General features: G+C 38.9%; 24 protein-coding genes and 1 riboswitch. Of the genes, 19 read left to right on the plus strand and 5 right to left on the minus strand.

The window, feature by feature from the left end; translation table 11 throughout:
* Window positions 1-180 precede the first annotated feature (180 nt).
* The 6 genes from BABA_RS14165 to yidA all read left to right on the plus strand — a co-directional run bounded on the left by BABA_RS14165 (window position 181) and on the right by yidA (window position 7,601).
* Window positions 181-1,965: a sensor histidine kinase gene (locus tag BABA_RS14165; protein WP_007085885.1), complete on the plus strand. Its 1,785-nt coding sequence runs from the start codon at window positions 181-183 to the stop codon at window positions 1,963-1,965.
* Window positions 1,940-2,677 (plus strand): LytR/AlgR family response regulator transcription factor, encoded by a 738-nt coding sequence (locus tag BABA_RS14170; protein ID WP_007085886.1) that lies wholly within the window; start codon window positions 1,940-1,942, stop codon window positions 2,675-2,677. Before BABA_RS14165 ends, BABA_RS14170 begins: the two co-directional genes overlap by 26 nt.
* A 136-nt stretch (window positions 2,678-2,813) precedes the next feature.
* A complete protein-coding gene (locus BABA_RS14175) occupies window positions 2,814-4,619 on the plus strand; it encodes a carbon starvation CstA family protein (RefSeq protein WP_007085887.1) in 1,806 nt (601 codons plus the stop codon).
* 136 nt (window positions 4,620-4,755) lie between these two features.
* A complete protein-coding gene (locus BABA_RS14180) occupies window positions 4,756-5,946 on the plus strand; it encodes a pyridoxal phosphate-dependent aminotransferase (protein ID WP_007085888.1) in 1,191 nt (396 codons plus the stop codon).
* An 83-nt stretch (window positions 5,947-6,029) separates the two neighbouring features.
* Entirely contained in the window at window positions 6,030-6,698 is a 669-nt protein-coding gene (locus tag BABA_RS14185) for an MOSC domain-containing protein (RefSeq protein ID WP_007085889.1), read from the plus strand.
* An 87-nt stretch (window positions 6,699-6,785) separates the two neighbouring features.
* Window positions 6,786-7,601: a sugar-phosphatase gene (gene yidA / locus BABA_RS14190; RefSeq protein WP_007085890.1), complete on the plus strand. Its 816-nt coding sequence runs from the start codon at window positions 6,786-6,788 to the stop codon at window positions 7,599-7,601.
* Between the two features lie 109 nt (window positions 7,602-7,710).
* Here the strand turns inward: yidA and BABA_RS14195 are convergent, their stop codons facing one another.
* Entirely contained in the window at window positions 7,711-8,235 is a 525-nt protein-coding gene (locus BABA_RS14195; protein ID WP_007085891.1) for a hypothetical protein, read from the minus strand.
* Between the two features lie 54 nt (window positions 8,236-8,289).
* The gene (locus BABA_RS14200; RefSeq protein ID WP_007085892.1) at window positions 8,290-8,481 is read right to left on the minus strand and encodes a hypothetical protein; all 192 of its coding nucleotides are present in this window, start codon (window positions 8,479-8,481) and stop codon (window positions 8,290-8,292) included.
* Window positions 8,482-9,274: 793 nt separating this feature from the next.
* Between BABA_RS14200 and BABA_RS14205 the strand changes: the two genes are divergently transcribed.
* Together BABA_RS14205 and BABA_RS14210 are read left to right on the plus strand one after the other, a co-directional pair.
* Window positions 9,275-9,775: a YehS family protein gene (locus BABA_RS14205; RefSeq protein ID WP_007085893.1), complete on the plus strand. Its 501-nt coding sequence runs from the start codon at window positions 9,275-9,277 to the stop codon at window positions 9,773-9,775.
* 28 nt (window positions 9,776-9,803) lie between these two features.
* Entirely contained in the window at window positions 9,804-10,511 is a 708-nt protein-coding gene (locus tag BABA_RS14210) for a M48 family metallopeptidase (RefSeq protein WP_007085894.1), read from the plus strand.
* 116 nt (window positions 10,512-10,627) lie between these two features.
* Here BABA_RS14210 and BABA_RS14215 read toward each other — a convergent pair whose 3' ends face one another.
* On the minus strand, window positions 10,628-11,749 hold the full coding sequence (locus tag BABA_RS14215) for a 5-methyltetrahydropteroyltriglutamate--homocysteine S-methyltransferase (protein WP_007085895.1): 1,122 nt from the start codon (window positions 11,747-11,749) through the stop codon (window positions 10,628-10,630).
* Window positions 11,750-11,830: 81 nt separating this feature from the next.
* Window positions 11,831-11,932: riboswitch (SAM riboswitch) on the minus strand.
* A 224-nt stretch (window positions 11,933-12,156) separates the two neighbouring features.
* On the opposite strand from BABA_RS14215, the gene BABA_RS14220 reads away from it, so the two are divergent.
* Window positions 12,157-13,140 carry an NAD(P)-dependent alcohol dehydrogenase gene (locus BABA_RS14220; protein WP_007085896.1) on the plus strand — a complete coding sequence of 328 codons (984 nt, stop codon included), beginning with the start codon at window positions 12,157-12,159 and terminating at the stop codon, window positions 13,138-13,140.
* 113 nt (window positions 13,141-13,253) lie between these two features.
* Here BABA_RS14220 and BABA_RS14225 read toward each other — a convergent pair whose 3' ends face one another.
* Together BABA_RS14225 and BABA_RS28515 are read right to left on the minus strand one after the other, a co-directional pair.
* Complete coding sequence (locus tag BABA_RS14225; RefSeq protein ID WP_007085897.1) at window positions 13,254-13,907, minus strand: carboxymuconolactone decarboxylase family protein; 654 nt, start codon at window positions 13,905-13,907, stop codon at window positions 13,254-13,256.
* A gap of 211 nt (window positions 13,908-14,118) precedes the next feature.
* Window positions 14,119-14,301, minus strand: a complete 183-nt coding sequence (locus BABA_RS28515) for a DUF5381 family protein (RefSeq protein ID WP_162138367.1) — start codon at window positions 14,299-14,301, stop codon at window positions 14,119-14,121.
* A gap of 219 nt (window positions 14,302-14,520) precedes the next feature.
* Here BABA_RS28515 and BABA_RS14230 point away from each other — a divergent pair, with 219 nt between their 5' ends.
* The 10 genes from BABA_RS14230 (at window position 14,521) to BABA_RS14275 (ending at window position 24,410) form a co-directional block, all read left to right on the plus strand.
* Window positions 14,521-14,790, plus strand: coding sequence for a hypothetical protein (locus tag BABA_RS14230; protein ID WP_007085898.1), 270 nt, complete (start codon window positions 14,521-14,523; stop codon window positions 14,788-14,790).
* A 178-nt stretch (window positions 14,791-14,968) separates the two neighbouring features.
* The gene (locus BABA_RS14235; RefSeq protein WP_420805995.1) at window positions 14,969-15,742 is read left to right on the plus strand and encodes an IclR family transcriptional regulator; all 774 of its coding nucleotides are present in this window, start codon (window positions 14,969-14,971) and stop codon (window positions 15,740-15,742) included.
* A gap of 46 nt (window positions 15,743-15,788) precedes the next feature.
* Complete coding sequence (locus tag BABA_RS14240; protein ID WP_040346480.1) at window positions 15,789-16,676, plus strand: acetaldehyde dehydrogenase (acetylating); 888 nt, start codon at window positions 15,789-15,791, stop codon at window positions 16,674-16,676.
* Window positions 16,677-16,700: 24 nt separating this feature from the next.
* Window positions 16,701-17,729 carry a 4-hydroxy-2-oxovalerate aldolase gene (dmpG, locus tag BABA_RS14245; RefSeq protein ID WP_007085901.1) on the plus strand — a complete coding sequence of 343 codons (1,029 nt, stop codon included), beginning with the start codon at window positions 16,701-16,703 and terminating at the stop codon, window positions 17,727-17,729.
* A gap of 137 nt (window positions 17,730-17,866) precedes the next feature.
* Window positions 17,867-18,787, plus strand: coding sequence for a ketopantoate reductase family protein (locus BABA_RS14250; protein WP_007085902.1), 921 nt, complete (start codon window positions 17,867-17,869; stop codon window positions 18,785-18,787).
* Window positions 18,788-19,056: 269 nt separating this feature from the next.
* On the plus strand, window positions 19,057-19,995 hold the full coding sequence (locus tag BABA_RS14255; RefSeq protein ID WP_007085903.1) for an FkbM family methyltransferase: 939 nt from the start codon (window positions 19,057-19,059) through the stop codon (window positions 19,993-19,995).
* Window positions 19,996-20,168: 173 nt separating this feature from the next.
* Window positions 20,169-21,860, plus strand: a complete 1,692-nt coding sequence (locus tag BABA_RS14260; RefSeq protein ID WP_007085904.1) for a metallophosphoesterase family protein — start codon at window positions 20,169-20,171, stop codon at window positions 21,858-21,860.
* A gap of 373 nt (window positions 21,861-22,233) precedes the next feature.
* A complete protein-coding gene (locus tag BABA_RS14265; RefSeq protein ID WP_007085905.1) occupies window positions 22,234-22,692 on the plus strand; it encodes an FMN-binding protein in 459 nt (152 codons plus the stop codon).
* 4 nt (window positions 22,693-22,696) lie between these two features.
* Window positions 22,697-23,593 carry an FAD:protein FMN transferase gene (locus BABA_RS14270; protein WP_007085906.1) on the plus strand — a complete coding sequence of 299 codons (897 nt, stop codon included), beginning with the start codon at window positions 22,697-22,699 and terminating at the stop codon, window positions 23,591-23,593.
* On the plus strand, window positions 23,580-24,410 hold the full coding sequence (locus BABA_RS14275; RefSeq protein WP_007085907.1) for an RnfABCDGE type electron transport complex subunit D: 831 nt from the start codon (window positions 23,580-23,582) through the stop codon (window positions 24,408-24,410). The genes BABA_RS14270 and BABA_RS14275 overlap by 14 nt, the downstream gene beginning before the upstream one ends.
* The last annotated feature ends 9 nt before the right edge of the window (window positions 24,411-24,419 follow it).

Raw genomic sequence — 24,419 nt, forward strand, 5'->3', positions numbered from 1 at the left:
AATAAAATGGGTATTTGTGATAACCAGTGATCAAATGGCTCATCTGTTTGGTATCTTTCTAGTAATTATCAAACTCTTTCGAAAAGGCCTGTTATTCCTTATAATAAGAGGGTGCACAAATTCTTGAGCAGATCCTCATGAACGTGTTTGAGTGTTATACACAGTAAAGGAGGGGAGAAAATGTTCAATTTAGCCCCATTAATGCTCGAAAAGGTGGGAATTATCGTCATTGTGGCATTTTTGCTATCAAAAATGAGGACTTTTCGCCAAGTTATTCAAACCGAGCATAGTACAAAAGAAAAAATCATGCTCATCTTATTGTTTGGGGCATTCGGAATTATTAGTAATTATACAGGAATCGAAGTGCATCATCATACTGTTGGGAGACCTGATTGGCTTACTGAAATGAACCAGGAGAGTGCACTAGCAAATACAAGAGTAATGGGGATTGTGATTGGCGGTTTACTAGGGGGACCCACGGTTGGCATCGGTGCCGGGCTGATTGCAGGAATACACCGTTATACCCTTGGAGGGTTCACCGCTTTTTCTTGTGCCCTTTCTACGATTCTAGCTGGAATGGCAGCGGGATACTTTGGAAAAAGGCGAAAACAAAATGGGAAACAAATCTCGTCAGCTTTTGCTGTTATTATCGGAATGGCCTTAGAAGCTGTTCAGATGCTAATTATTCTTGTTGCAGCAAAACCGTTTCACGATGCCTGGGAACTCGTTCAGCTCATTGGTCTTCCTATGATATTCGGCAACGGTTTAGGTACCATGCTGTTTATGTTCATTATTCAAACCATTAAACGTGATGAGGTACGTGCTCGTGCCAATCAAACGAACCAGGCTTTTCTTATTGCCGATCAAACCCTGCCTTTCTTTCGCCAAGGGCTAAACTTTCAATCATGCAAGGAAATTTCGGGAATTATACTGGGGCTGACCGATGCCGATGCAGTGGCGATTACTGATGACCATCAAGTCCTAGCGCATGTCGGTACCGGGGCAGATCACCACATCCCAAAGAGTAAGCCTGAGACGGGCCTGACGAGAAAGGTGCTTGAAAACGGTTTGATTGCTATTGCAAGATCGAAGGAGGAAATTTCCTGCTTTCATCATCAATGTTCGTTAGAAGCAGCCATTGTGCTGCCATTAAAGGTAAAAAACAAAATATTTGGTACGTTAAAAATGTACTATACGGAGCCGGAAAAACTGGATAAGGTGCAGCGGGAATTAGCTGAAGGTCTGGCGAATCTTTTTTCAACACAGCTGGAGCTGGTGGCAGCGGAAAGACAAACGAAGCTATTGAAGGATGCAGAAATTAAGGCCTTACAAGCGCAAATTCATCCACACTTTTTATTTAATAGTATTAACACCATTTCAGCACTCTGCCGGACAGATGCAGATAAAGCTCGTAAATTACTATTGGAGCTAAGCTCTTTTTTTCGCGGCAATCTCCAAGGGGCTAGACAGATGCTAATTCCTCTGGAAAAGGAACTAGCAAATGTTAAAGCGTATCTATCATTAGAACAGACTCGTTTTCCGAACAAATACAAGATTGTTTTTCAAATAGAGCCGGATCTAGGTAAGGTACTAATTCCTCCATTTACCTTGCAGCCATTAGTTGAAAATGCCATTCATTATGGCTTCCCGCGAAGTAAATCGGAAGGGAGAATTGAGATAACGATCTTTTCGAAAGACAATCAATTGCAAATTATTGTAGCTGATGATGGAAAAGGAATACCGGAAGATCGGTTAGAAGTGCTTGGTAAGCAAGTTGTTCATTCAAAAAAAGGAAATGGTACAGCCATATTTAATATTACGGAACGCCTTAAAGGAATTTATAATGGTCAAGCAAGTTTAAGTTTAAAAAGTAAAGTAGATCTAGGAACAACGATTATTATTTCCCTTCCATTTGACAGCAAAGGAGGTTTGAATCAACATGTTGAAAGCATATATAGTGGATGATGAACCCTTAGCGAGAGATGAATTAAAATACCTGCTTATTCGAAGTGAGCAAGTGGAAATCTTAGGAGACAGTGATTGTATAGAGGATGCAATCACTGATATAAGGGTGCTAAAGCCCGATCTTGTATTCTTGGATATTGAATTAGCTGAAGATAATGGATTGAGTTTAGCGAAACAATTAGAATCCCTTGAGCAAACACCGGCCATTGTCTTTGCAACGGCTTATGATGAGTATGCCTTACAGGCATTCGAATTGAATGCAGTCGATTATATTTTAAAACCTTTTGATGAAGAACGGATTCAAAAAACGTTGGGGAAAATTAAGAATATGCAAAAGCTTGTGAATAAACATATCCCCATCCAATCTCCTTTGAAACAAAACGGGAATGGGAAAATTGCGGTCCTTGTGGATGAACGAATTATTTTACTAACGGTTGCAGATATCCTCTATTTAGAATCGAGTGAAGGTAAGTGCAATATCGTAACCACCGATCAAGCATATAAAGTAGCAGATGCTTTAATAGTTTTAGAGAAAAAGTTACCAAGTGCAAAATTCTTTCGTGTTCATCGCAGTTTTATAGTGAACTTGGATCATATTATTGAAATTGAACCATGGTTTAATTCTACTTATAATTTACTTATGACGGACGGCTCCAAGGTTCCAGTTAGCCGAACCTATGTAAAAGAGTTGAAAAAGCTTCTAGGTTTTTAACTATTTTGTATTTCATTTGTTTATTTTTGTAATTCACCCTTCTTTTCGTGCATTTTATCCTGAAAAGAGAGAAAATGCATATTCATTTTGTAAAATGAATGATAATGATACGAAAGTAGAGGGGGAATAAGTAAAAATGAATGCGATTACAATTGTTGTAGGTTCAATTTGTATCCTTTTAATAGTTTACCGATTATATGGTACGTTCATGGCAGCAAAAGTTTTGAAGCTTAATGATTCAAAGCCAACTCCTGCTCAAAAATTAGAAGATGGACGAGATTATGTCCCAACGAACAAATGGGTAGTATTTGGTCACCATTTTGCGGCAATTGCAGCAGCAGGTCCGTTGGTTGGTCCGATTCTAGCAGCACAATTTGGTTATTTACCAGGATTGATATGGCTCCTAGTTGGTGCTGTTATTGGCGGGGCGGTTCACGATATGGTTGTTCTCTTCGCGTCTATGCGTAGAGATGGAAAATCGTTATCAGAAGTGGCAAAAGAAGAACTTGGTCCTGTGGCAGGATTTTGTACAGGTTTAGCCATGTTATTCATTATCACGATTACCATGGCAGGCTTGTCCTTGGTTGTTCTTGGTGCACTTGAACGAAACCCTTGGGGAACATTTGCAGTTGGTATCACCATTCCAATTGCAATGGGGGTTGGCTTGTATCATAAGAAAACAGGAAACTTAAAATTAGCAACGATTGTGGGCTTTGCCTTAATCATGGCGGCAATCATTTTTGGTCCAAACATTCAAGGTACATGGTTAGGTGATCTATTAACCCTTGAAAAAAGTACATTAGCACTTATTCTACCAATTTATGCCTTTTTCGCAGCTGCCTTACCAGTCTGGTTATTGTTAGCACCTCGAGATTATTTAAGTACCTTTATGAAAATAGGTGTATTTGCCGCCTTAATTATTGGGGTATTCATTGTGAATCCAGATGTTCAATTCCCGGCTTTTACAGAATTTCTTAATGGCGGGGGTCCTGTTATAGCGGGTCCAGTTTGGCCATTTATATCGATTACCATTGCTTGTGGAGCTATTTCAGGCTTCCACGCATTCGTTGGATCTGGAACAACACCAAAGATGATTAATCGTTGGAGCGATGTGAAGGGTGTTGCCTTTGGGGCGATGCTTGTTGAATGTTTAGTAGCGATTATGGCATTAATTGCGGCTGTATCGTTGCAACCCGGCGATTATTTTGCCATCAATTCATCACCTGAGAAATTTGCAGCACTAGGAATGGAAACGGTTCATCTAGATGAACTTAGTAAAGAGGTTGGAATGGATCTTGAAGGTAGAACAGGTGGAGCCGTTACATTAGCTGTAGGGATGACGTATATATTCGCTGCTGTTCCACTTTTTGAGAAATTGGCCTCCTATTTCTATCAATTTGTCATTCTTTTTGAGGCAGTCTTTATCTTAACGGCTATTGACTCAGGAACACGGGTCGCTCGTTATCTTATACAAGATTTCTTTGGTGACTTCATTAAGCCGTTAAAACGGATGGATTCCATCGGTGCCAATATTGTTGCCAGTGCATTAGCCTGCTTCGTCTGGGGATATCTTCTTTTCTCAGGTGATATTAGCTCCGTTTGGGCACTATTCGGTGTATCCAACCAACTGATGGCATCGATTGGGTTGATTGTTGGTGCGACAGTCGTACTGAAAATTGCCGAAAAGCGCTGGTACATGCTGACATGTCTCATTCCGCTTGCCTACCTGTTTGTGACCGTTTTGACAGCAGGATATTGGATGGTCAAAAATGTTTATTTAAATGCAGCTAACCCGGGTTACAACGTTTTAAATGGAGTCCTGTCCATCATTATGCTGATACTTGGGATCGTCATCATGATTACTTCCATTATGAAGTGGATTAAGCTGTGGAAAATTCCGCAGCATATATTAGTAAAAAATTCAGAAAAAGAAGTCGCTTAAAAATAGCAGCACTCATTCACTGGAATGGGTGCTGTTTTTTTAAAGAGCACCAAATAGAATCATGATGATATAATTAACCCAAGTTTGTTTATAGTATTCTTATTAACTTTAGACAGTCGAGGAGGAAGAATAGATTATGGTTTCAGAAAAGTACAAAAGTATGTTAGCAGGGAAATCGGTCATTAGAGAGCTGTCTGAGTTTGCCGCGGAACGCGGGAAAGAAATCGACTATGAGAACGTTTTTGATTACAGTTTAGGAAATCCATCCGTTCCTGTTCCAAAGGAATTTACTCAGACCATGATGAATCTACTGTCTAGTAAAAGTCCAGCAGAGCTTCACGGGTACAGTCCTAGTTTAGGCATACCTTCCGTCAGGAAAAAAATCGCTCAATCATTGAACCGCCGGTTTGATATGAATTATACTGAAAACCACATTTTTATGACGACAGGCGCTGCCGGTGCTATCGCTCATGCTGTACGCAGCGTAACGGAACCAGGAGATGAAGTGCTGACATTTGCTCCATTTTTCCCTGAATACCATCCATATATTGATTTAACAGGGGCCGTACTGAAAGTGGTACCCCCCAATACAGAAGATTTTCAGATTAACTTTACTTTATTTGAAGAAATGCTTTCGGAAAAGGTGGCTGCCGTATTAATTAACTCTCCTAACAATCCATCTGGGGTTGTTTATTCTGCGGTGACCATTCAAAAACTCGCCGATCTTCTTCACAAAAAGGAAAAAGAATACGGGCACGAAATTTTTATTATCTCAGACGAACCATACAGAGAGATTTTATTTGAAGGGGCAGATCCAATTTATGTGTCTAATTATTATGACAACACACTGTCCTGTTACTCCTATTCTAAATCTCTATCACTGCCGGGAGAACGGATTGGCTATATTGCAGTAAATCCCGCGTGCGTAGATTCCGACTTGATTGTCAGCATGTGCGGACAGATTTCTAGAGGCATCGGACACAACTGCCCGCCATCCCTGATTCAGCTTGCTGTAGCGGAAGTGGTCGATCTAACGGCCGATATGTCTGTCTATGAAGCCAATATGAACTTACTTTACGATAAATTAATCGAACTGGGATTTACCTGCAAAAAACCGGATGGAACCTTTTACATTTTTCCGAAGGCTCTGGAGGAAGATGCCAATCTCTTTTGCAAGAAGGCCTTAAAATATGATTTGATTCTGGTTCCAGGTGACTCTTTCGGATGTCCGGGGTATTTCCGAATGGCTTATTGTATCGATACAGAAAAAGTGAAACGCTCCCTGCCGGCATTGGAAAAGTTCGTAATGACCGAGTACGGAAAATAGTGAACAATAAAAATGCTCCAGCCTGTAATCTGAAGACTGAAGCATTTTTACCGATCTAATCATAGAAAGTGAGTACAGACATTATGGTAATTAATAAAGTTCATGAATTGAAAAATTTTTCAATAGGATTACCCCAAAAAATGAAGGTTGGGAATGACCAAGAAATAGAAACGGGAATATGTAAACAAACAGTTGAAGAAGCTTTCTTAACAAAAGATGGATTCCGGGGAGATGGTGTGGCGGACATACGGTATCATGGAGGGCCCGATCGTGCAGTATGTGTCTATCCGTATGAACATTATTTGCATTGGGAGAAAGAATTCAAGAACCCTTTACCATCTTCCACTTTTGGAGAAAATGTAACCGTAGCAAATATGCTGGAAAAGGATATTTATATTGGTGACATTTTCCACCTCGGTAATGCTGTTATACAAGTAAGTCAAGGCCGAATACCATGCAGCACGATTACAAAGAGAACGAATAATCCTTCTCTTTTAAAAAGAATGGTACAAACCGGTTTCACAGGTTATTTGTGTCGTGTATTAGAAGAAGGTATTGTTCGAAAAGATTCAAAAATAACATTATTAGAACCACATCCAAAACAGGTATCCATTCTTTACGGAAATGAGATTTACTTTCATAAGCAAAAGGATGCAGAAGGCATAAAAAGAGTACTGGATGTTCAAGAATTGGCTGACGAATGGAAAGAGCTGCTGGCCGATCGATTAAATAAGCTTACGCCACTTGCCTAAAATCAGGAGTGTTGAGATTGTATTTTGAATTGGATATAGTTAATCTTAATGTGCAGGACTTCACAACGAAGATTAGAGGGTGGAAAATTGTATAAATTAGTGGCAATTGATGTAGATGGTACGTTGTTTAATGATCAGAAAGAAATCACGAAGGAAGTAAATGAGGCGATTCAAGCTGCAAAAGAAAAAGGTGTGAAGATAGTTGTTTCCACCGGCAGGCCAATTGTCGGGGCTCAGCCTATTATTGAGGAATTGAAATTAACGGATGAAGATGAATATGTGATTACCTTTAATGGTGCACTTGTGCAAAATACCCATACGAATGAAGTTGTTTCTGAAATTTCCTTATCATACCAAGATTTAAAAGTGTTATATGAATTGAGTTTACAGCTTGATTCACCGATGCATTTTTTTGATTCGAAAAATCTCTATACACCGAATAAAGACATTAGCCCGTACACTGTTCATGAATCCCATATCAATCAAATCCCTCTTCATTATCGGGCAATTGAGGAAATACCCAAAGACTTTTTGCTCCCAAAAGTTATGTTTATTGATGACCCAGAACGTTTAGATAAGATCATTGCTGCCATACCAAATTCATTCAAAGAAAAATATACGATGGTCAAAAGTACCCCGTTCTTTTTAGAAATTCTTCATCCAAGCGTTAGTAAAGGGAATGCAGTCAAACAACTTGCAGAAAAACTTGGAATTAAACGCGAAGAAGTGATTTGCATCGGTGATGGTGAAAATGATTTAAGTATGGTGGAGTATGCCGGCTGCGGCGTAGCAATGGGGAATGCAGTCCAAAGCGTAAAAGCGGCTGCCGAGTTTCAAACGTTTTCTAATAATGAAAACGGAGTGGCATATGCCATCGAAAAATTGATATTAAACAAAAAATAGAGACTAATGCGACCATGGGGGCGGTTCTCCTGCGAGATAAATGGGGGTCTGCCTTCAAGGCGTACCAACGCATCTAATCCTATTTTAGACATTGTTTTTTTGGGTCTTTTCATATTTTCCTTCTTGAAAATCCCGTTATGACAAAACACGTAATAAACGCAGCGGTTGTCACGATTATAGCGAATAATATTCCAAACGCCCTCATAAATGTATCTTCACCTGGATAAGACGGTTTTAGAGATAGGAACATATAAATGAAAATAATCGTTAAAAAGATATAAAAACTGCTGCCAACGACCCCCATTTTCAAACGATTTCTTCTTGTTCCTTGCCATGCATTATTAATTAACATCCATAAAAAAATACTTCCGATCACTGCCAAGAACATCACAAGTAAATGGATATATGGAATCATGAAATGCATGAACACAAAAAGAATAAGACATGTTGAAAAAAATAGAACGCCATTCATGAAAAATAAGAAAATTCCCGTTACCCAATGGTTTTGAAACCATTTTGTGCTTCTTAGATTCCTCACTACCTTGTTGTTATCGCCCAATGTACTTATGATGGGATTCTTGAGAAACATCACAAGTATCACGCCAATAAGTCCAATTAATAAAATCGATGACATACCATTTTCCCCCTTAAAGCCTTGATCCTGTCTCTTATTTTGGAAAGACTTATTTTATTTAATTAATTTGGTAATAAGATCGGAACTGCCGGGCATCAATAAAATCAGCGAAGTAACAATGAATAGAATTCCAATAACAAACAAGAATATGACTATTTTAACTGAAATAGACACACCCTTTTTTAGTGCACCCGCGATAAGAAGAACAACGCCAATAAAGAGTAATAGTAAATAGTAAAAACCCATACAATCACCTCCATTAATTTTTTGAACAGACACTTTATTAAAAATAGGTTCTTTAGTCCAACACCCAAGAGAGGGGACAAATTAACGTAAGCTTTATATGCATAGAATCATTATATATATAGTTATTCTATGTATAAGGATAAACAAAGATAATATAAAAGTAAACACTTTTGTATAAATGTTACTTTAATTCCAATGAGATGAACTAACAGCATTATTTTGTAAATGGTTAAAGCATTACGGTTGTTGAAATCTATGCTGCTTCTTATTTTGGGCCAAGGTGACTTAGTCGTCTCGCTACCTTGATGAAGACCATTTTGTAGGCGTTCGCTGATTGTTTTGGTCTTCAAAAGCATAATGAAGACCATTTTGTAGGCGTTCACTGAGCGTTTTGGTCTTCATCGGCTTGATGAAGACCATATTGCCGGGATTCGTTCATAGTTTTGGTCTTCATTTTGAAAGGATGGAAGTTACGTCATAGTTGCCTCCAAGTGCGACTTAATTGGTATATTCAGATCTTTTTACTTGGATGTTTAAGTGGGTTTAGAGCTTTAATGTTCAAGTAGAACCTTTCTACTTCGGCGTTTGAGTGGATTTTGTGCTGAAATATCGAAGTAGAATCTGTTTATTTTAAAAGTTCGACGCTCAACCAGCTAAAAAAGTTACTGATGATGTTTAGCAGGTTTCTCAATGAGGCGGTCATTGTGTTACAATCTTAGCTAGACGTTGCGAATGAGATGTGCCCGCTGCTTCAGGGGACAGACACTCGTTTTTAAAAATAGGGGGTTTACAGATGGATAATAACGATATATTAATTCGCTTGCGATATGCACTCGAAATAAAAAATAAAGAAATGGCAGAGATATTTAAACTTGGCGGCGTGGAAGTAACTGTACCGGAAGTAATCAAGATCCTCACAAAATCAGCTGAAGATGAAGATGAAGTGGAGAATGAGGATCAAATAAAATGTAATAACAGTATGTTTGATTCATTTTTAAATGGCTTTATTATTTTTAAGAGAGGAAAACAAGAGCCAAGGCCGGGACAGTCCGACGCACCAGAACCTGCTAAGAAAAGCGCAAACGTTAACAATCTCTTGCTAAAGAAAGTGAAAATAGCGCTCGCATTAACTACTGAAGATATGCTTGAATTATTCGAAAAGGCTGGAATTACGGTAACAAAAGGAGAACTTGGTGCTTTGTTACGAAAAGAAGGGCATAAGAATTATAAAGAGTGCGGTGATAAATTCGCCAGGAACTTCTTAAAAGGATTAGCTATTAAATATAGAGGATAACGGCATTAATGGATCTACAGGTGATGAGATGATACATACCTATTTAGGTAAAACAATACGTCTTGAAATAAAATACAAAAACCGAACCTCTATTGGAATTTCGATAGATGGATATGGAAATGTTGAAGTCCAGGCTCCTAAAGGGACACCTAATGAGAGAGTGTTTCAGTTGTTAGAGGAAAAATGGGATGTAATTCAGCAAAAATTACAAGAAATGAAAGACAGGATGCAAGGACAACAGGAAAAGGTATATGAGCATGGGGAGGGCTTTCTTTATTTGGGAAGTACTTATCCTATAAAGATTTTCACAGACATAAATATAACAAAAGACCATGTAGTGTTTGAAGGGGAGAAGCTGCATATATATGTGAAGCAGCTTGATGATGAAAAAATTAAACAGGCATTAAAACGATTTTACTATCAGCGTTGTAAGGCTTTAGTGGAAAAGAGTATTTCCTCATATCAACGTAATTTTAAAACAAAGCCGAGATCTGTTCAAATCTCGGATAGCCAAACGACATGGGGAACCTGTAATTCAAAACTGCAGCTAACCTTTAATTGGAGGCTGGCAATGGCACCACAGGAGGTAATTGATTACGTGGTTGTTCATGAAATGTGCCATATGGTACATCTGAATCACGACCGCTCTTTTTGGCGTCTTGTTGGAAAGATAATGCCCGATTATATCGAAAAGGAAAACTGGCTAGCGTTATCAAATTGGAAAATGATAGTTTAACTTAAAAAATGAATAACCCTTAATACATATGTAGGTAAGGGCTATTCGTTTAGGCCGCTGGTATGTTTAAGATAAAGGGGGCTTTGGATAAATCATTTTTTCAAAGTATTTAATTGTTAACCCCAAACACTTTCAGCAATGTTAATGACGTGTTTTATCTTATTCCATTGATCTTCTTCGGTTAAATTGTTGCCTTCCTCCGTACTTGCAAAGCCGCATTGAGGACTTAATGCTAGGTTCTCTAAAGGAATATACTGGCTTGCTTCTTTAATTCTTTCTTTAATCGTTTCGATATCTTCTAGTTCCGGGAATTTGGAAGTGATTAATCCTAGCACAACCTTTTGGTCATCACGTTTAAAACTTTTTAATGGTTCGAAATCTCCTGAGCGCCCGTCATCATATTCTAAGAAAAGCCCATCTACCTTTAAATCAGCAAATATGGCATCAGAGATCTGATCGTATCCACCGCTAGTTATATAAGTAGATCTGAAGTTTCCACGGCAAATATGCATCGTGATGGTCATATCTTCGGGTTTCTTAGAAATGGCTTCATTTAAACAGCGTACTCTTGTTTCAATGATATCCTGTACTTCCATATTGAGTTTTTCAACGACTGCTTGAATCCGTTCCTCCGAAACAAAATCAATCCAGGAAGTATCGTCTAATTGTAAATAACGGCACCCTGCATCATAGAATGCTTGAATCGCTTTTTGGTAAGCTGCTACTGTATCATGAAAGAACTGTTCACTGTTATCGTTATAATACTCATCCCCCTGAATTCTAGTAAATAGCATATTAGGGCTAGGGATCGAGAACTTAGCTACTTGACTGCCATCGCCATAGTGGTCGACTGCCTGTTTTAAGAACTTGAAGTGTTCTAACATATAATGATCATTGAAGTCTACTTTACCAACGACTTTAATGGCCTTATTTTTTGTTTTGGCACCTTGGAAGTTACTAATATATTCCGTTTCAAACTCTTCTACACCATCTAAGCCTGATAAAAAGTCTAAATGCCACCATGAACGTCTAAACTCACCATCTGTGATTGAGTTAAGACCTGCTTCGATTTGCTTTTGGACAAGTTTCTCAATCTCTTGATCTTCTATGACTTTTAGGGCACCTTTATCGATTTCCCCATTTGCATAAGCTTTTCTTGCCTCTTTAATTGGTTCCGTTCGTAAAAAACTGCCGACGTGATCGGCCTTAAATGGAGCTTTTACTGCAGTCTTTGTCATGAATATTTCCTTCTTTCTTATAAAAATTAAAAAACCTCTTCTTAAAAATAAGAAGAGGAATCATTACCGGCACTGGTTCTCTTCTTATCTTTGAGCAAAGCACTCCTGGAATTGGCACAGTACTAACGTAAGTCTGCTGCCGAGGTATCTAAGGGCCAGTCCCTCCACCTCTCTTGATAAGAGTATTCTATATATTAAATTATAAATTACGTTACACTTGTTTTACTATTCTGTCAAATAGATAGCCATTCATGACTCATTAAAATTCAATCAGTGGATCCATTTGAAGAAGTCATCCCAAATATTGTTACTCATCGGTGCTACAATGTTTTAAACTTGAATATCCTTTTGATTGAGAACCTTTTATCGTTTACTTTTGATGGGTAAATTGAAAAATTAGAGGTAAATTGGGAGGAGAAATTATCAAAGCGATAATTCAAAAAAAATATGGTCTCCCTGATATTCTGGAATTAAAAGAGGTCGAAAAGCCTATTCCAGAGGACAATCAGGTACTGGTGAAAATTCATGCGGCATCTGTAAATTTTGGGAACCTGGTTCTTTTAAAAGGGGAACCGTTTTTAGCGCGCCTTGCCTTTGGGCTTCATAGGCCAAAATACTCCATACCCGGAGGGGACATGGCAGGTAGGGTAGAGGCTATAGGCAAAGATGTTAAGCAGTTTCAGCCAGGCGATGAGGTGTTCGGAGACCTATCCGGTTGTGGGTGGGGTAGTTTTGCCGAATATGTAGCCGTTCCCGAAAATGCATTGGCACTAAAACCAGCCAACCTATCCTTTGAGGAAGCGGCAGCGGTACCTATGGCGGCAGTTACGGCATTACAGGCTTTGCGAAATAAAGGCAAGATTCAGTCGGGACAAAATGTATTGATCCAAGGTGCCTCTGGTGGTGTCGGGAGTTTCGCTGTACAGATTGCCAAATCATTTGGGGCTGAGGTAACAGCTGTATGTAGTACAAGAAATGTAGATATTGTGCAATCGCTTGGTGCTGATCATGCCATTGATTATACCAAGGAAGATTTCACTAAAAAAACGGATCAGTATAACCTGATTCTTGGCGTTAACGGATCCCACCCGATTACTGCCTATAAGCGTGCATTAAGTCCCGATGGCATTTTTGTTCACGTCGGAGGTGCCGGTTCTCAAATGTTCCAAGCCATGACCCTGGGGCAGTTGATATCGATGACAGGGAGAAAGAAAATGGGCAGTTTTTTACAAAGGTCAAATCAAATGGATCTGATTTCTATGAAAGAACTTTTGGAAGCCGGTAAAGTAAAACCTGTTATTGATCGACAATACAAGTTGAGCGATGTGCCCGAGGCTCTCGAGTATTTTGCAGAGGGTCATGCTCAGGGAAAAGTGGTTATTAGTGTGTGAGAAGTGACCCCCAGTTACAACCCTACCGGGGGTCAGCAACCAATCTTAATTCTTAACCAAAAAACAATAGACTTTTTAATGGATGCGACTGGTTTTAAACAATTTGAGATTATTTATTCTCCATAACTTTCAATCATATTCGATATATGTGCGTAGGCGCCCCCAGCTAATAATGCTGAGGTAACGAGTACGGCCTCCGAAAGTTCTTGGTTTGTGGCACCGGCATTTACAGCGTTTTTCGTATGGACATCAATACAGTATGGACATTGTGTAGCATGGGCTACTGCGACCGCAATGATTTCTTTGAATTTAGCACTTAATTTCCCTTCCTTCATAGCTGCTGCACTAAATTGAGAATAGCCTCTAAATCCTACATGGGCATTTCTACCTAAGGTACTCAATTTTTTTAGATTTGATCGAAGATAAAGAGCATCCTCAGCTTCCGGATCGGCAGCGTTTTGCATATGGGTGCTATGGGTGACGGCTCCGCCTGCTTCTACTGAAGCTGTGACAAATGCTGCCTCTGCCAATTCTTCAAGAGAAGCACCTGCCTTTTTGGCACTCTTAGTATGGGAATCAATGCAATAGGGGCATTCGGTTACATGCGTAATGGCTACGGCAATAATTTCTTTCTCCTTATTGCTAAGGGCGCCCTCCTGAAAAACGGCATTATTAAATTCAGCAAATGCCTGAGATTGTTCAGGAGCTAAATCCTTTAATTTATTCAGATGACGTATATTTTGTTTTTCGTAAAAATTGGTTGGCATTTTTGAACATCCTCTCTTTTGTACTATTTGTTAGTATTGCATATTTAGAACTAGTTAACCTTAATAAATAACATTCGTCCATTGATAATCTGTTGCGGACTTTTTAATTGGAAACTTGATGTGACAGTGATCATCTAAGTAAGGAAGCAAGGGGACGGCTTCTTGCTTCCTCAGAATTACTTAATATAGTGGGTAGTTACGATCATTGGTGTCAAGCACTCTTATTACGCAGGCGTTTCTCCCAGTTTGTCTTTAATTCTTGAGTCGCCTGCGGAATTACATAAGTGTCCATAACATGTTCAATTACTTCTTCTGTTACTAGGTTGTATGTATTAAACTTAATTGTTTTATTATCAATGGTACGGATAAAGTTACTATAAGGATGTAGTGAAATCCGCGAAAGCTATTCGTTAATGACGAACTATAGGAGGGTGGTTATGGCAGAACGTTTTATTCAATCAGTTGAAAGAGCGGCTGATATACTTGAATTATTTTTGAATTCAAAACCAGAACTTAGTAGCAAAGAAGTGTGTAATATGTGACCTATTATTGCTGCAACCAATTCTAATTCGATATAATAGTCACAACAATGGTTAATAAAAGGACTGATTATATGTTTATTGTAACGACTGCGGCAAAAATGGAGCTGCAAAACAGATTGAACTCAACAGAGTTAAAACGATATATCCGCCTGCAAATGCGGAAAAGTTGCTTTATGAAGGTAAAATTGACATTGGAAGAATCGATTCAGCCGAACGACACAGAAGTAACTTTGGATGAAATGCATTTTATTATTGATCAAGGTGAGTGCCATTATTTTAATCAGAAAACATTAGACTTTTTACCGGACACGACTGGTTTTAAACAATTTGAGATTATTTAGTCGAATGTATTGAGAATAAAAGTGAATAGGTATAAAACTATTTAGATGAGCCTAATTTCCAAAATGGAAGCGGGTTCATTTTTTATTTTTGATTATTGACATAATAATAAACGAGATGTACGATAAGAGTGTTAGTAATATTTGCGAACGCCATTCGATAATGTCGAACAAGAGGAGGATGGTTGTGGCAGAACGATTAATCCAATCAATTGAAAGATCGGCTGATATACTTGAAATATTTTTGAAATTGAAACCGGAACTAAGCATCAAAGAAATTAGTCAGGAACTAAATCTATCCAAAAGCACCGTTCACGGAATTATCAAGACTTTGGAGCATAGAGGGTACCTGCAGCAAAATCCGGAAGATTTGAAGTATAAGCTAGGGCTCAAACTTTTTGAACTTGGAAATTTTGTGGGGAAAAACCTCGACATAGGTGATATTGCAAAGCCTATTATTAGAGATTTAGTGGATGAACTAAATGAAACCGTTCACTTAGTTACCCGGCAAAAGGATGAACTTTTTTACATTGAAAAGGTAGAAGGAGCTAGAACCCTTACGATCTACTCCCATGTTGGAAAAAGGGCCCCTTTTCATTGTACGGGCGTAGGAAAAGCCATTCTTGCCTACTTGGATGAAAATGAGGCTGAAAGAATTTTATCATCCAAAGCTTTAGAATCATTTACAAAGTATACAGTGACAAATAAAGAAGAGATTAAACATCATTTACCTGCCATACGTGAAAACGGTTACGCGGTCGATGATGAGGAAATTGAGTTAGGGCTTAAATGCATTGCTGCACCAATATTCAATTATCAAGGAAATGTAATCGCTTCAATCAGCTGTGCCGCGCCAAAAATAAGGCTGGATGAAAACCGTCTTCCAAAAGTGATTGAGGGAATTAAGCGGGCAGCAGCCGAGATCTCAAATTGCTTAGGCTATAAAGGTTATTAACACATAGGATTTAATAAATATTTTTAAAAATAGGAGGAGAAACATGTTGGAAAAAGTAAAAGTTGCGATTCTTGGCTCAGGGAATATTGGAACAGATTTAATGATCAAATTAGGACGTTCTGAATTGTTAGAACTCACTGCTGTGATTGGGATTGATCCACAATCAGACGGATTACGCCGTGCAAGAGAATTAGGGTATGCAGGGGTTGATACAGGGATTGACGGATTTTTAGCAGATCCAAAATTAGAAGCGGATATTGTGTTTGATGCCACCTCAGCAAAAGCGCATCTTTATAATGCAAAAGTGTTAAAAGAAGCAGGAATAAAAGTAATTGATATGACTCCTGCAGCTGTCGGGCCGTATGTTTGTGCCGCTGTCAACATCGAAGATCATTTGGATAAAGAAAACATCAACCTTATTACCTGCGGCGGTCAGGCGACCATCCCAATGGTTCACGCGGTTAACCGGGTTGCTCCAGTAGAATATGCAGAAATCGTTGCGACTATTTCAAGTAAGAGTGCCGGTCCTGGCACAAGAGCAAATATTGATGAGTTCACAGAAACAACTTCACGTGCGATTGAAGTTGTAGGCGGTGCGAAAAAAGGAAAAGCCATTATTATTTTAAACCCTGCTGAACCGCCAATCCTTATGCGTGATACCGTTTATACGCTTGTCGAGGAAGGCAAAATGGATGAGGAAGCAATCCGGAAATCAATAAGTGAAATGGAGAAAGTGGTTCAATCATATGTCCCAGGTTACCGTGTCCGCACAGAACCTATTTTTGACGGAAATAAAGTATCAATCTTCCTTGAAGTAGAAGGTGCTGGCGATTATCTGCCTGTATATGCAGGAAACCTTGATATTATGACATCAGCTGGTGTAAAAATTGCAGAGGCATTTGCGAAAAAACTAGTAGCGAAGGAAACAGTTTGAGCTGTAGAAAGGGGTAAATAAATCATGACAAATGAAAGAGATATCCTCATTACTGAGGTAGCGTTACGAGACGGAAGCCACGCAATCAATCATCAATTCACAGTAGACCAGGTACTTAACATTACAAAAGCATTGAATGATGCAAATGTTCCTTATATTGAAGTATCACATGGAGATGGTTTAGCAGGGTCTTCCTTACAATATGGTCTTTCCCGGACAAATGAATTGGAGTTAATTGAAGCGGCCGTGTCCGTTGCAGATAAGTCAAAAATTGCTGTTCTTCTATTACCTGGGATTGGTACATTGCATGAATTAAAAGAGGCGGCTAAATTAGGGGCTAAAATGGCCCGTATTGCAACACATGTAACCGAAGCAGACGTGGCACCGCAGCATATTGCTTATGCGAAAGAACTAGGTATGGAAACAGTTGGTTTCTTAATGATGAACCATATGGCTCCAGTTAACAAACTTGTCGAGCAGGCAAAATTAATGGAAAGTTACGGGGCTGATACCGTTTATGTTGTGGATTCAGCAGGTTATCTTCTTCCAGATCAGGTTCGTGAACGGATCCGCGCCCTTAAACAATCCATAGGTGTTAATGTCGGCTTCCACGGCCATAACAATTTATCGCTTGCCATGGCCAACACGCTTGCAGCGATTGAAGAAGGTGCGACTCGTATTGACGGCAGTGCACGTTGTTTGGGAGCCGGTGCTGGTAATACGCAGACAGAAGTATTAATTGCTGTTTGTGAACGGATGGGAATTAAAACAGGGGTAGATTTATATAAAATGATGGATTTAGCTGAAGATATTGTTGCACCGATTTTACAAGTGCCGCAAGAAATTACAAGAGACAGCCTGACGCTTGGCTATGCGGGTGTATATTCCAGCTTTGCCCTTCATGCAAAACGTGCGGCTGCTAAATTCGGTGTTGATTCCCGTGATATTTTAATAGAGTTAGGCAAACGGAAAGTCGTTGGCGGTCAAGAGGATATGATCGTCGATGTGGCAGCAGAAATTGCTAAAGAAAAGAACAAGGTAGTTTTAGGTTAACTGATAACTATATCAATTAGTGTGACTTGCAAGGAGATATTGGTTTTTTATAGACCAATCTGCTTGCTTTTTTATTTCATTAAAAATGCTAAAATTGTTATAACTATTTTTATATAAAGAAGAAAGGAATTAGCGATATGACAATAAAAAAAGTATCAATTATAGGGCTTGGGGCATTAGGAGTTTTATTCGGAAATCATTTAGCTAAGAAAATGCAGAAAAAGGATTTACGAATCATTGCTGATAAAGATCGAATCAAGAGATATGAAGCGGACAATGTGTATTGTAATGGAGAACCATGTCATTTCCATTACGTTACCCCTGAAGAAGTTTGCGAACCAGCAGATTTGCTTATTTTTGCCGTTAAATTTAATGGTTTGGAGGATGCAATCCAAGTGGTGAAGCATCATGTTGGAGAAAACACGATTATTTTATCCCTTTTGAATGGCATATCAAGTGAAGCAATTATTAGTGAAGCTTACGGAATGGATAAAGTCTTATATAGTGTTGCACAAGGGATGGACGCTGTAAAAGTAGGGAATCAGCTAACTTATGATCATATGGGCATGATTTGCTTTGGTGAACGGGAACCTGGCTATGTCTCTGAAAAGGTTAAGAGGTTGACTAAGTTTTTTGAAAAAATGGAAGTTCCCTATGAGGTGGACACCAATATGGTTAGAAGGCAATGGGGGAAATTCATGTTGAACGTAGGGGTCAATCAAACTGTTGCTGTGTATAGAAGCGATTACGGTGAGGTACAAAGGGATGGACCAGCAAGGGATATGATGATTTCTGCGATGAGTGAGGTAATGGCACTATCGGAAAAAGAAGGGGCTCGGTTAACGGAAGAAGATTTACAGTATTGGCTGAAGGTCATGGGCACATTAAGCCCGGAAGGAAAACCTTCAATGGCTCAAGATGTAGAAGCGAGACGGTCCAGCGAAGTGGATTTATTTGCCGGTACGGTTGTGAGATTAGGTGAAAAACATGGTGTACCTACGCCTATAAATAGGGAGCTGTATCGCAGGGTACAATTATTAGAAAGTCAGTACAAGTAAACAAAAATTGTTCTTAAAGAACTGAATTAGAAGAAAGAAGGTATTTACGAATCACACTTTTTCAAAAAGGGGCGAACATCATTCGCTCCTTTTCTGTATAATCGTCCCACGTATAAAATGATTCATATCATAAAACATTTTGTAAACGGATGATGAAGCTGAGGTCAATCAGGTTAATTTTTTGTAAATCAATCTATCCATAGTAGGACTTTCATAAATTAAAGAGAACTTTCCATTAATAAAAAACAATAAGCAGGAGGACACACATCTTGATTTCAAAAAAAAATTTCGTTCGTAAGCCATTGTTTATGAAAATGTGGGAGGAACATCCTATTATCTGGAGGTTGTTAATTGACATCGGAATTTTACTTAAATATAAAACATTAAAGATTGATAAACTGCCAAATAAAGTGGTCTTACCATCTTCAACGGTTATTTATGTGAATTCTAATGAAAATCGCGGCAGGGCGTTATTGATAAGTGGAGGGATTACCCAAAACAGGCTTTTCTACTTTTGGGAAAAATCAATAGAAACTTGGCACCCAGATCTGGTGATAGATGTTGGTGTAAATTATGGTGAATGTATATTTTCTACCAGCTATCCGGAACATACAAAAATATATGGAGTTGAGGCAAATCATCATTTATTGGAATACATTAATCGATCCAAGGAGAAACATCCGAATAATCGGCAGATCACCATCATTCATGCACTAGCATCTGATAAAGAGGATGAACAAAAAGAATTTTATATTGATCAACACTGGTCAGGGACTTCATCGGCTTCTTATATGCCATCTCACAATAGGATTGAAATGGTGGCTGTACGCACCATTACCATTGATTCTCTATTTGCTCATGATATGACGTCTGGGAAAGTCCTATTTAAAGTAGATGTTGAGGGATATGAGGCATTCGTCTTAAATGGTATGTCTGAATTATTGAAAAAATGTGACTCCGCCATCGGATTTATAGAATTTGATAGTGAATATATCGAAAAGTCAGGAATAGCAGCAGATGAATTTTTTATGTTTTTACAAGAGAATTTTACCATTTACATATATATCGAGGACGATACTTTACTCAAAGCTAACTCTATTAAATACGAAAACTTGCAAATAATTTTAGGATCTAGCTATATTCATACTGATATGATTTTGCTAACGAATGAAGAGATGATCGGTGTATATGATTTTTCCTTGAAATAGCTGGTGAACAAGAGTTTGCATAACCTGTTTTTGTGAAAGTACTCTCCAGAACATTTATTTGGAATTTACATAATTCCTACCTGCACTTAACATTGGCTCAATGATTGTTAAGTAGTATGTAGTAAAAGAGTATTCATGCAGCTTTATAATGTTGGAATGGAGGAGCGGAAATCATGGAAGTAAAAATAGTGGACGAAGTAGTACAATCTTCAAGCCGAAAGGAAATGAACCGCCGTGACTTTTTGCAAAAAACAACGATGGTAGTCGGCGCTGCTGTTGGTGCTGCACTAGTAAACTCGCTTACGGGATTGCCGGTTAGTGCCGTTTCTAGTTCGTCGGTTATGAATTCTAATGGAACGAAGCCAGATTTAGTTTTTCCGGTTATTAGTGATGTACATATTAAATCAAACAATAATCAAACGTTGGATAAGTTTGTCACCACGTTAGAGCAATTGAATCAGATTTCTCCAAATCAGGATGCATTTGTCGTTGTCGGGGATTTAACAGATAACGGTCTTACACCAGAATATGATAAATTTTTCAATGAATATAATGTGAAAAAACAAGTGCAGGCTGTTTCAATGTTTGCCATTGGAAATCATGATTATTGGAATGGCCTGCCCGTTGCCGACGCTCAAAAACGGTTCCTTGAAAAAACGGGAATGGAATCCATTTACTTTCACCAAATGATTAAAGGCTATCATTTTATTATTCTAGGTACAGAGGATGGGGTAACGGAAGGAACATTTAACGAGCAGCAAATTGGCTGGCTGGCCGAGCGACTCAAACAGGCGGCTGCCGATGATCCGCATAAACCGATTTTTGTCTTCCATCATCAGCCGATTATGGACACAATCTATGGAAGTGAATGGGGCTTTACGAAAAATAGAGATCTTTTCTATGACACATTAAAACCTTATCCGCAGGTCATTTCATTTTCAGGTCATACCCATTATCCGTTAGATGACCCGAGAATCATCCATCAAAAGGATTTCACCTCAATCGGAACTTCGACCGGTGCTTATTTATGGCTAGACGCTGGAAGAATCCAAGGGGAAGTGCCGGAGGGAGCTGATATCCTGAATCAGGCTATGATTGTGGAGGTGCATCATAATAAGGTTTTGATTAAGCGCCGCGATATCCATCAGAATGATTGGACTGGAGAGCCGTTTGAAATCAGCTATCCAGCGAAACCCAATAAATTTACATATACAGAAGATCGCGACAAAAAAGCTCCATATTTTGCGAAAGATGCAATGATTTCTATCGTTGAAGAAGACACGGCAGCAGCAGGTCTCACTGTCATGCTTACACAAGCTAAAGATAATCTGCTTGTCCATGATTATAAGCTAAAGGCAAAGAATATGGAGACAGGGAAAGTGGACAAGGAAATTCTCGCCTTTTCTGAGTTTTATAAGGATCCAATTCCAAATCCTTTATCTCTAGATATCTATGGATTGCAGTCCAATACCCTTTATGAAATTGAGGTATCTGCGCTTGATGCATTTGCAAATGAAAGTCAAAACTCCCTCAAGGTGTTGGGAAAAACAAAACAAGGGCCAGTGATCATTCTTTCAAAAAACGAGTTGAATGGAATCGATGATCAATTGGATGTCATTGTGGAAAATGTGAGGATTTCTAATGGGGACTGGGTAGGGGTTTATGAAGTGAATGAAAAACCCGGGAATGTGGCCTCAATTTGGTGGATGAATGCGAAGGTAACCGGTGGAAGATGTACATTCACGTATGATCCAAAAAATAATGCCTATCCTGCAAGATACAGCGAGGGAAAAACTTATAAACTCGTTTATTTCTATGGCAGTGGCTATGATGCTGTAGCGGAAACGACATTCACAGTTAAGTAAGCATAGGAGGGTTCTCTTGCTTCAAAGATAGAAGCAAGAGAACCCCCTGTATTTTTTCGGAAAGTAAATATGATTAAATAAAGTTTGTTTTGAAGTAAATTATAGGTATTTATGGTATAAATATAAAAATTTTTAACACTAAGGATCCGAACCGATAAGATTGAAAAAGTCCTGCTTTTCAACATATTTGAAAAGCAGGACTTTTTGTTTATCAAGGTAATCTTAATTAATTGTCCTGAACTCCGGTTCGATAGAGAGGTGAACAAACTGGTGGTTCACCCCAACTTTTTTTAGTTTCTAAGAAAATTCTAATATTGTTAAGCTAAACTAATCTTGTTTCATAGTTATGAATAGGCAGTAGGAGGGTTTATGAATGAAAAAAATGGACAAAAAGTGGGTAATTCTTTGTTCTACAGCTATTGCAGCGGTTTACACTGCTGGCTTCGTTACGACAGAATCCCAGGCAAATATAAATCAACCAAACCAGCATGAGGAAAATAGTTTTCAAACAAATAGCAGTACGTTAAATAATTCAGCCGGTAGCATCAAAGCAAATAGCCTTTATCAAGATGGTATATATACGGGTACAGGGATGAATAGACGTGGATCGATTGAGGTGCAAGTAACGATTAATAATGACAAAATCACGGATGTAGAAATTAGTGATTTTGCTATGCACTATTCGGAAAGTGACGTAGTGGGTCTGCCAGATGAAGTCCTACAAAATCAAAGCGCTGAAGTGCAAAATGTTTCAGGTGCAACTTATAGTACAGAAGCATTCCACGATGCCATACAAGATGCACTTGACCAAGCACAGAACGTAGAAGGTTAACAACATGAAAAAAACGAGATTGTATATGGATACCGTAGTGGATATTCAGGTTGTGACAGAGAAATCAAAGGAAGAAGCGGAAGAAAAAATAGACCGTGCATTTAACACATTCAAAAAAGTAGAGCAAGCATGCAGCCGGTTTACCCCTTCAAGTGAATTAATGCAAGCTTGCCAAATTGTCGGTACCCCGGTTGAAATTAGCCCATATCTCTTCGAACCACTTTCTTTTGCAATTGAAGTATCTAAAATGACGGCTGGCTTATTCGATCCGACGGTCGGAAAAGTGATGGAGGTTTACGGATTTAATCGTCATTATTTAACGGGAGATATTATTGAAAGTGTTGCTGCTGATTCTGTTACGTATCATGATATTGTCTTAGAATACCATGCACGTACTTTAACAGTAACAAAGGATTTAGTGATAGATTTAGGGGCTGTGGCGAAAGGTTTTGCGATTGACTTGGCAGCACAAGAACTGAAGGATTTTGAGGGATTTGTCGTCAATGCTGGCGGTGACCTGTATGCAGGAGGTCACGACGAGAATGGGGAACCATGGAAAATCGGGATACAGCATCCGCATCAAAAAAATAGCATAATTGACACAATCGAAATTTCCAATGAAGCCATCTGCACATCAGGAAGTTATGAACGTAAGAATCGTGCCATACCAAATTTGCATCATTTAGTGAATCCGAAAACGAAATGCTCACCCAATGATTGGGTCAGTTGTAGTATCATCGCTCCCTTTGCCATGATGGCAGATGCCTTTTCAACTGCGGCCTTCCTGCTTAGTGAAGAAGAAAGTAAAAAATTGATGGAGGACTTAAATGTAAAAGGGATGTTGATCACACCTAATTTACAAATTGTTAAAGCTGGAGGGTTTCAAAATGACAACAAATAAGTGGTTGAGGACACCAAAGGGCTATGTCACCATGGCTCTGGTTACCTATTTAGTAATCGCGTCCATTGCATCAAAAACCATTATGGGCATAGTCAATAGTCTTATTGCAGTAGGTGTAGCATTAGCGGTAGACTTTCTCTATTCCAAGGTGACAAATCGAAAAAGCAGTAGAGATGGTACCGTTATTACAGGGTTAATTATTTCGTTGATATTGAGTGTTACGACCCCATGGGCTATTGTGGCAGGTACATCGGTTATCGCCATCTTGTCTAAGCATCTTTTGGTTTATAAAAAGAAACCCATTTTTAATCCAGCAGCCTTTGGGTTACTTCTATCCATTTTTATTTTTCATACAGGGCAAAGCTGGTGGGGCTCATTTGGGGACCTCCCTTGGTGGATGATCCTGTTACTTTTGATTGGAGGCTTCATGGTAACGGAACGAGTAAATAAATTTCCACAAGTCTTTTCCTTTCTAGGTACCTTTTTTGTGTTGCTTTTTCTAATGGGCATCTTCCATTTAGGGAGTGCGGCCGATGCGCTTCGACCTCCATTTATTAATGCCTCCCTATTTTTTGGCCTTTTCATGCTGACAGATCCGCCAACTTCACCAGCTAAGTATAAAGAACAGGTCATGTTCGGCTTACTTTCAGCGGTATCAGGAACGATTGTTTATGGAATTTTCGGCGGCCTCACCTATTTGTTTATTGGATTGTTAATTGGGAATCTTTATAGTTATCGAAACAAACGCTCAACTTCAAAGTCAGCTGAACGTAGGAAGCAGCGGGTAAAAACATCCCAGCGCGTTCTTAGTAAATAAGAGTTTAAT

This window comes from Neobacillus bataviensis LMG 21833 (assembly GCF_000307875.1).
GTDB classification, from domain to species: domain Bacteria; phylum Bacillota; class Bacilli; order Bacillales; family Cytobacillaceae; genus Neobacillus; species Neobacillus bataviensis.

Bases quoted from the DNA above. Each gene is read 5' to 3' on its own strand.
- BABA_RS14165 (WP_007085885.1), top strand. From the start codon at position 181: ATGTTCAATTTAGCCCCATTAATGCTCGAAAAGGTGGGAATTATCGTC.
- BABA_RS14170 (WP_007085886.1), top strand. From the start codon at position 1,940: ATGTTGAAAGCATATATAGTGGATGATGAACCCTTAGCGAGAGATGAA.
- BABA_RS14175 (WP_007085887.1), top strand. From the start codon at position 2,814: ATGAATGCGATTACAATTGTTGTAGGTTCAATTTGTATCCTTTTAATA.
- BABA_RS14180 (WP_007085888.1), top strand. From the start codon at position 4,756: ATGGTTTCAGAAAAGTACAAAAGTATGTTAGCAGGGAAATCGGTCATT.
- BABA_RS14185 (WP_007085889.1), top strand. From the start codon at position 6,030: ATGGTAATTAATAAAGTTCATGAATTGAAAAATTTTTCAATAGGATTA.
- BABA_RS14195 (WP_007085891.1), bottom strand. From the start codon at position 8,235: ATGTCATCGATTTTATTAATTGGACTTATTGGCGTGATACTTGTGATG.
- BABA_RS14200 (WP_007085892.1), bottom strand. From the start codon at position 8,481: ATGGGTTTTTACTATTTACTATTACTCTTTATTGGCGTTGTTCTTCTT.
- BABA_RS14205 (WP_007085893.1), top strand. From the start codon at position 9,275: ATGGATAATAACGATATATTAATTCGCTTGCGATATGCACTCGAAATA.
- BABA_RS14210 (WP_007085894.1), top strand. From the start codon at position 9,804: ATGATACATACCTATTTAGGTAAAACAATACGTCTTGAAATAAAATAC.
- BABA_RS14215 (WP_007085895.1), bottom strand. From the start codon at position 11,749: ATGACAAAGACTGCAGTAAAAGCTCCATTTAAGGCCGATCACGTCGGC.
- BABA_RS14225 (WP_007085897.1), bottom strand. From the start codon at position 13,907: ATGCCAACCAATTTTTACGAAAAACAAAATATACGTCATCTGAATAAA.
- BABA_RS14230 (WP_007085898.1), top strand. From the start codon at position 14,521: ATGTTTATTGTAACGACTGCGGCAAAAATGGAGCTGCAAAACAGATTG.
- BABA_RS14235 (WP_420805995.1), top strand. From the start codon at position 14,969: ATGGTTGTGGCAGAACGATTAATCCAATCAATTGAAAGATCGGCTGAT.
- dmpG (WP_007085901.1), top strand. From the start codon at position 16,701: ATGACAAATGAAAGAGATATCCTCATTACTGAGGTAGCGTTACGAGAC.
- BABA_RS14250 (WP_007085902.1), top strand. From the start codon at position 17,867: ATGACAATAAAAAAAGTATCAATTATAGGGCTTGGGGCATTAGGAGTT.
- BABA_RS14260 (WP_007085904.1), top strand. From the start codon at position 20,169: ATGGAAGTAAAAATAGTGGACGAAGTAGTACAATCTTCAAGCCGAAAG.
- BABA_RS14265 (WP_007085905.1), top strand. From the start codon at position 22,234: ATGAAAAAAATGGACAAAAAGTGGGTAATTCTTTGTTCTACAGCTATT.
- BABA_RS14270 (WP_007085906.1), top strand. From the start codon at position 22,697: ATGAAAAAAACGAGATTGTATATGGATACCGTAGTGGATATTCAGGTT.
- BABA_RS14275 (WP_007085907.1), top strand. From the start codon at position 23,580: ATGACAACAAATAAGTGGTTGAGGACACCAAAGGGCTATGTCACCATG.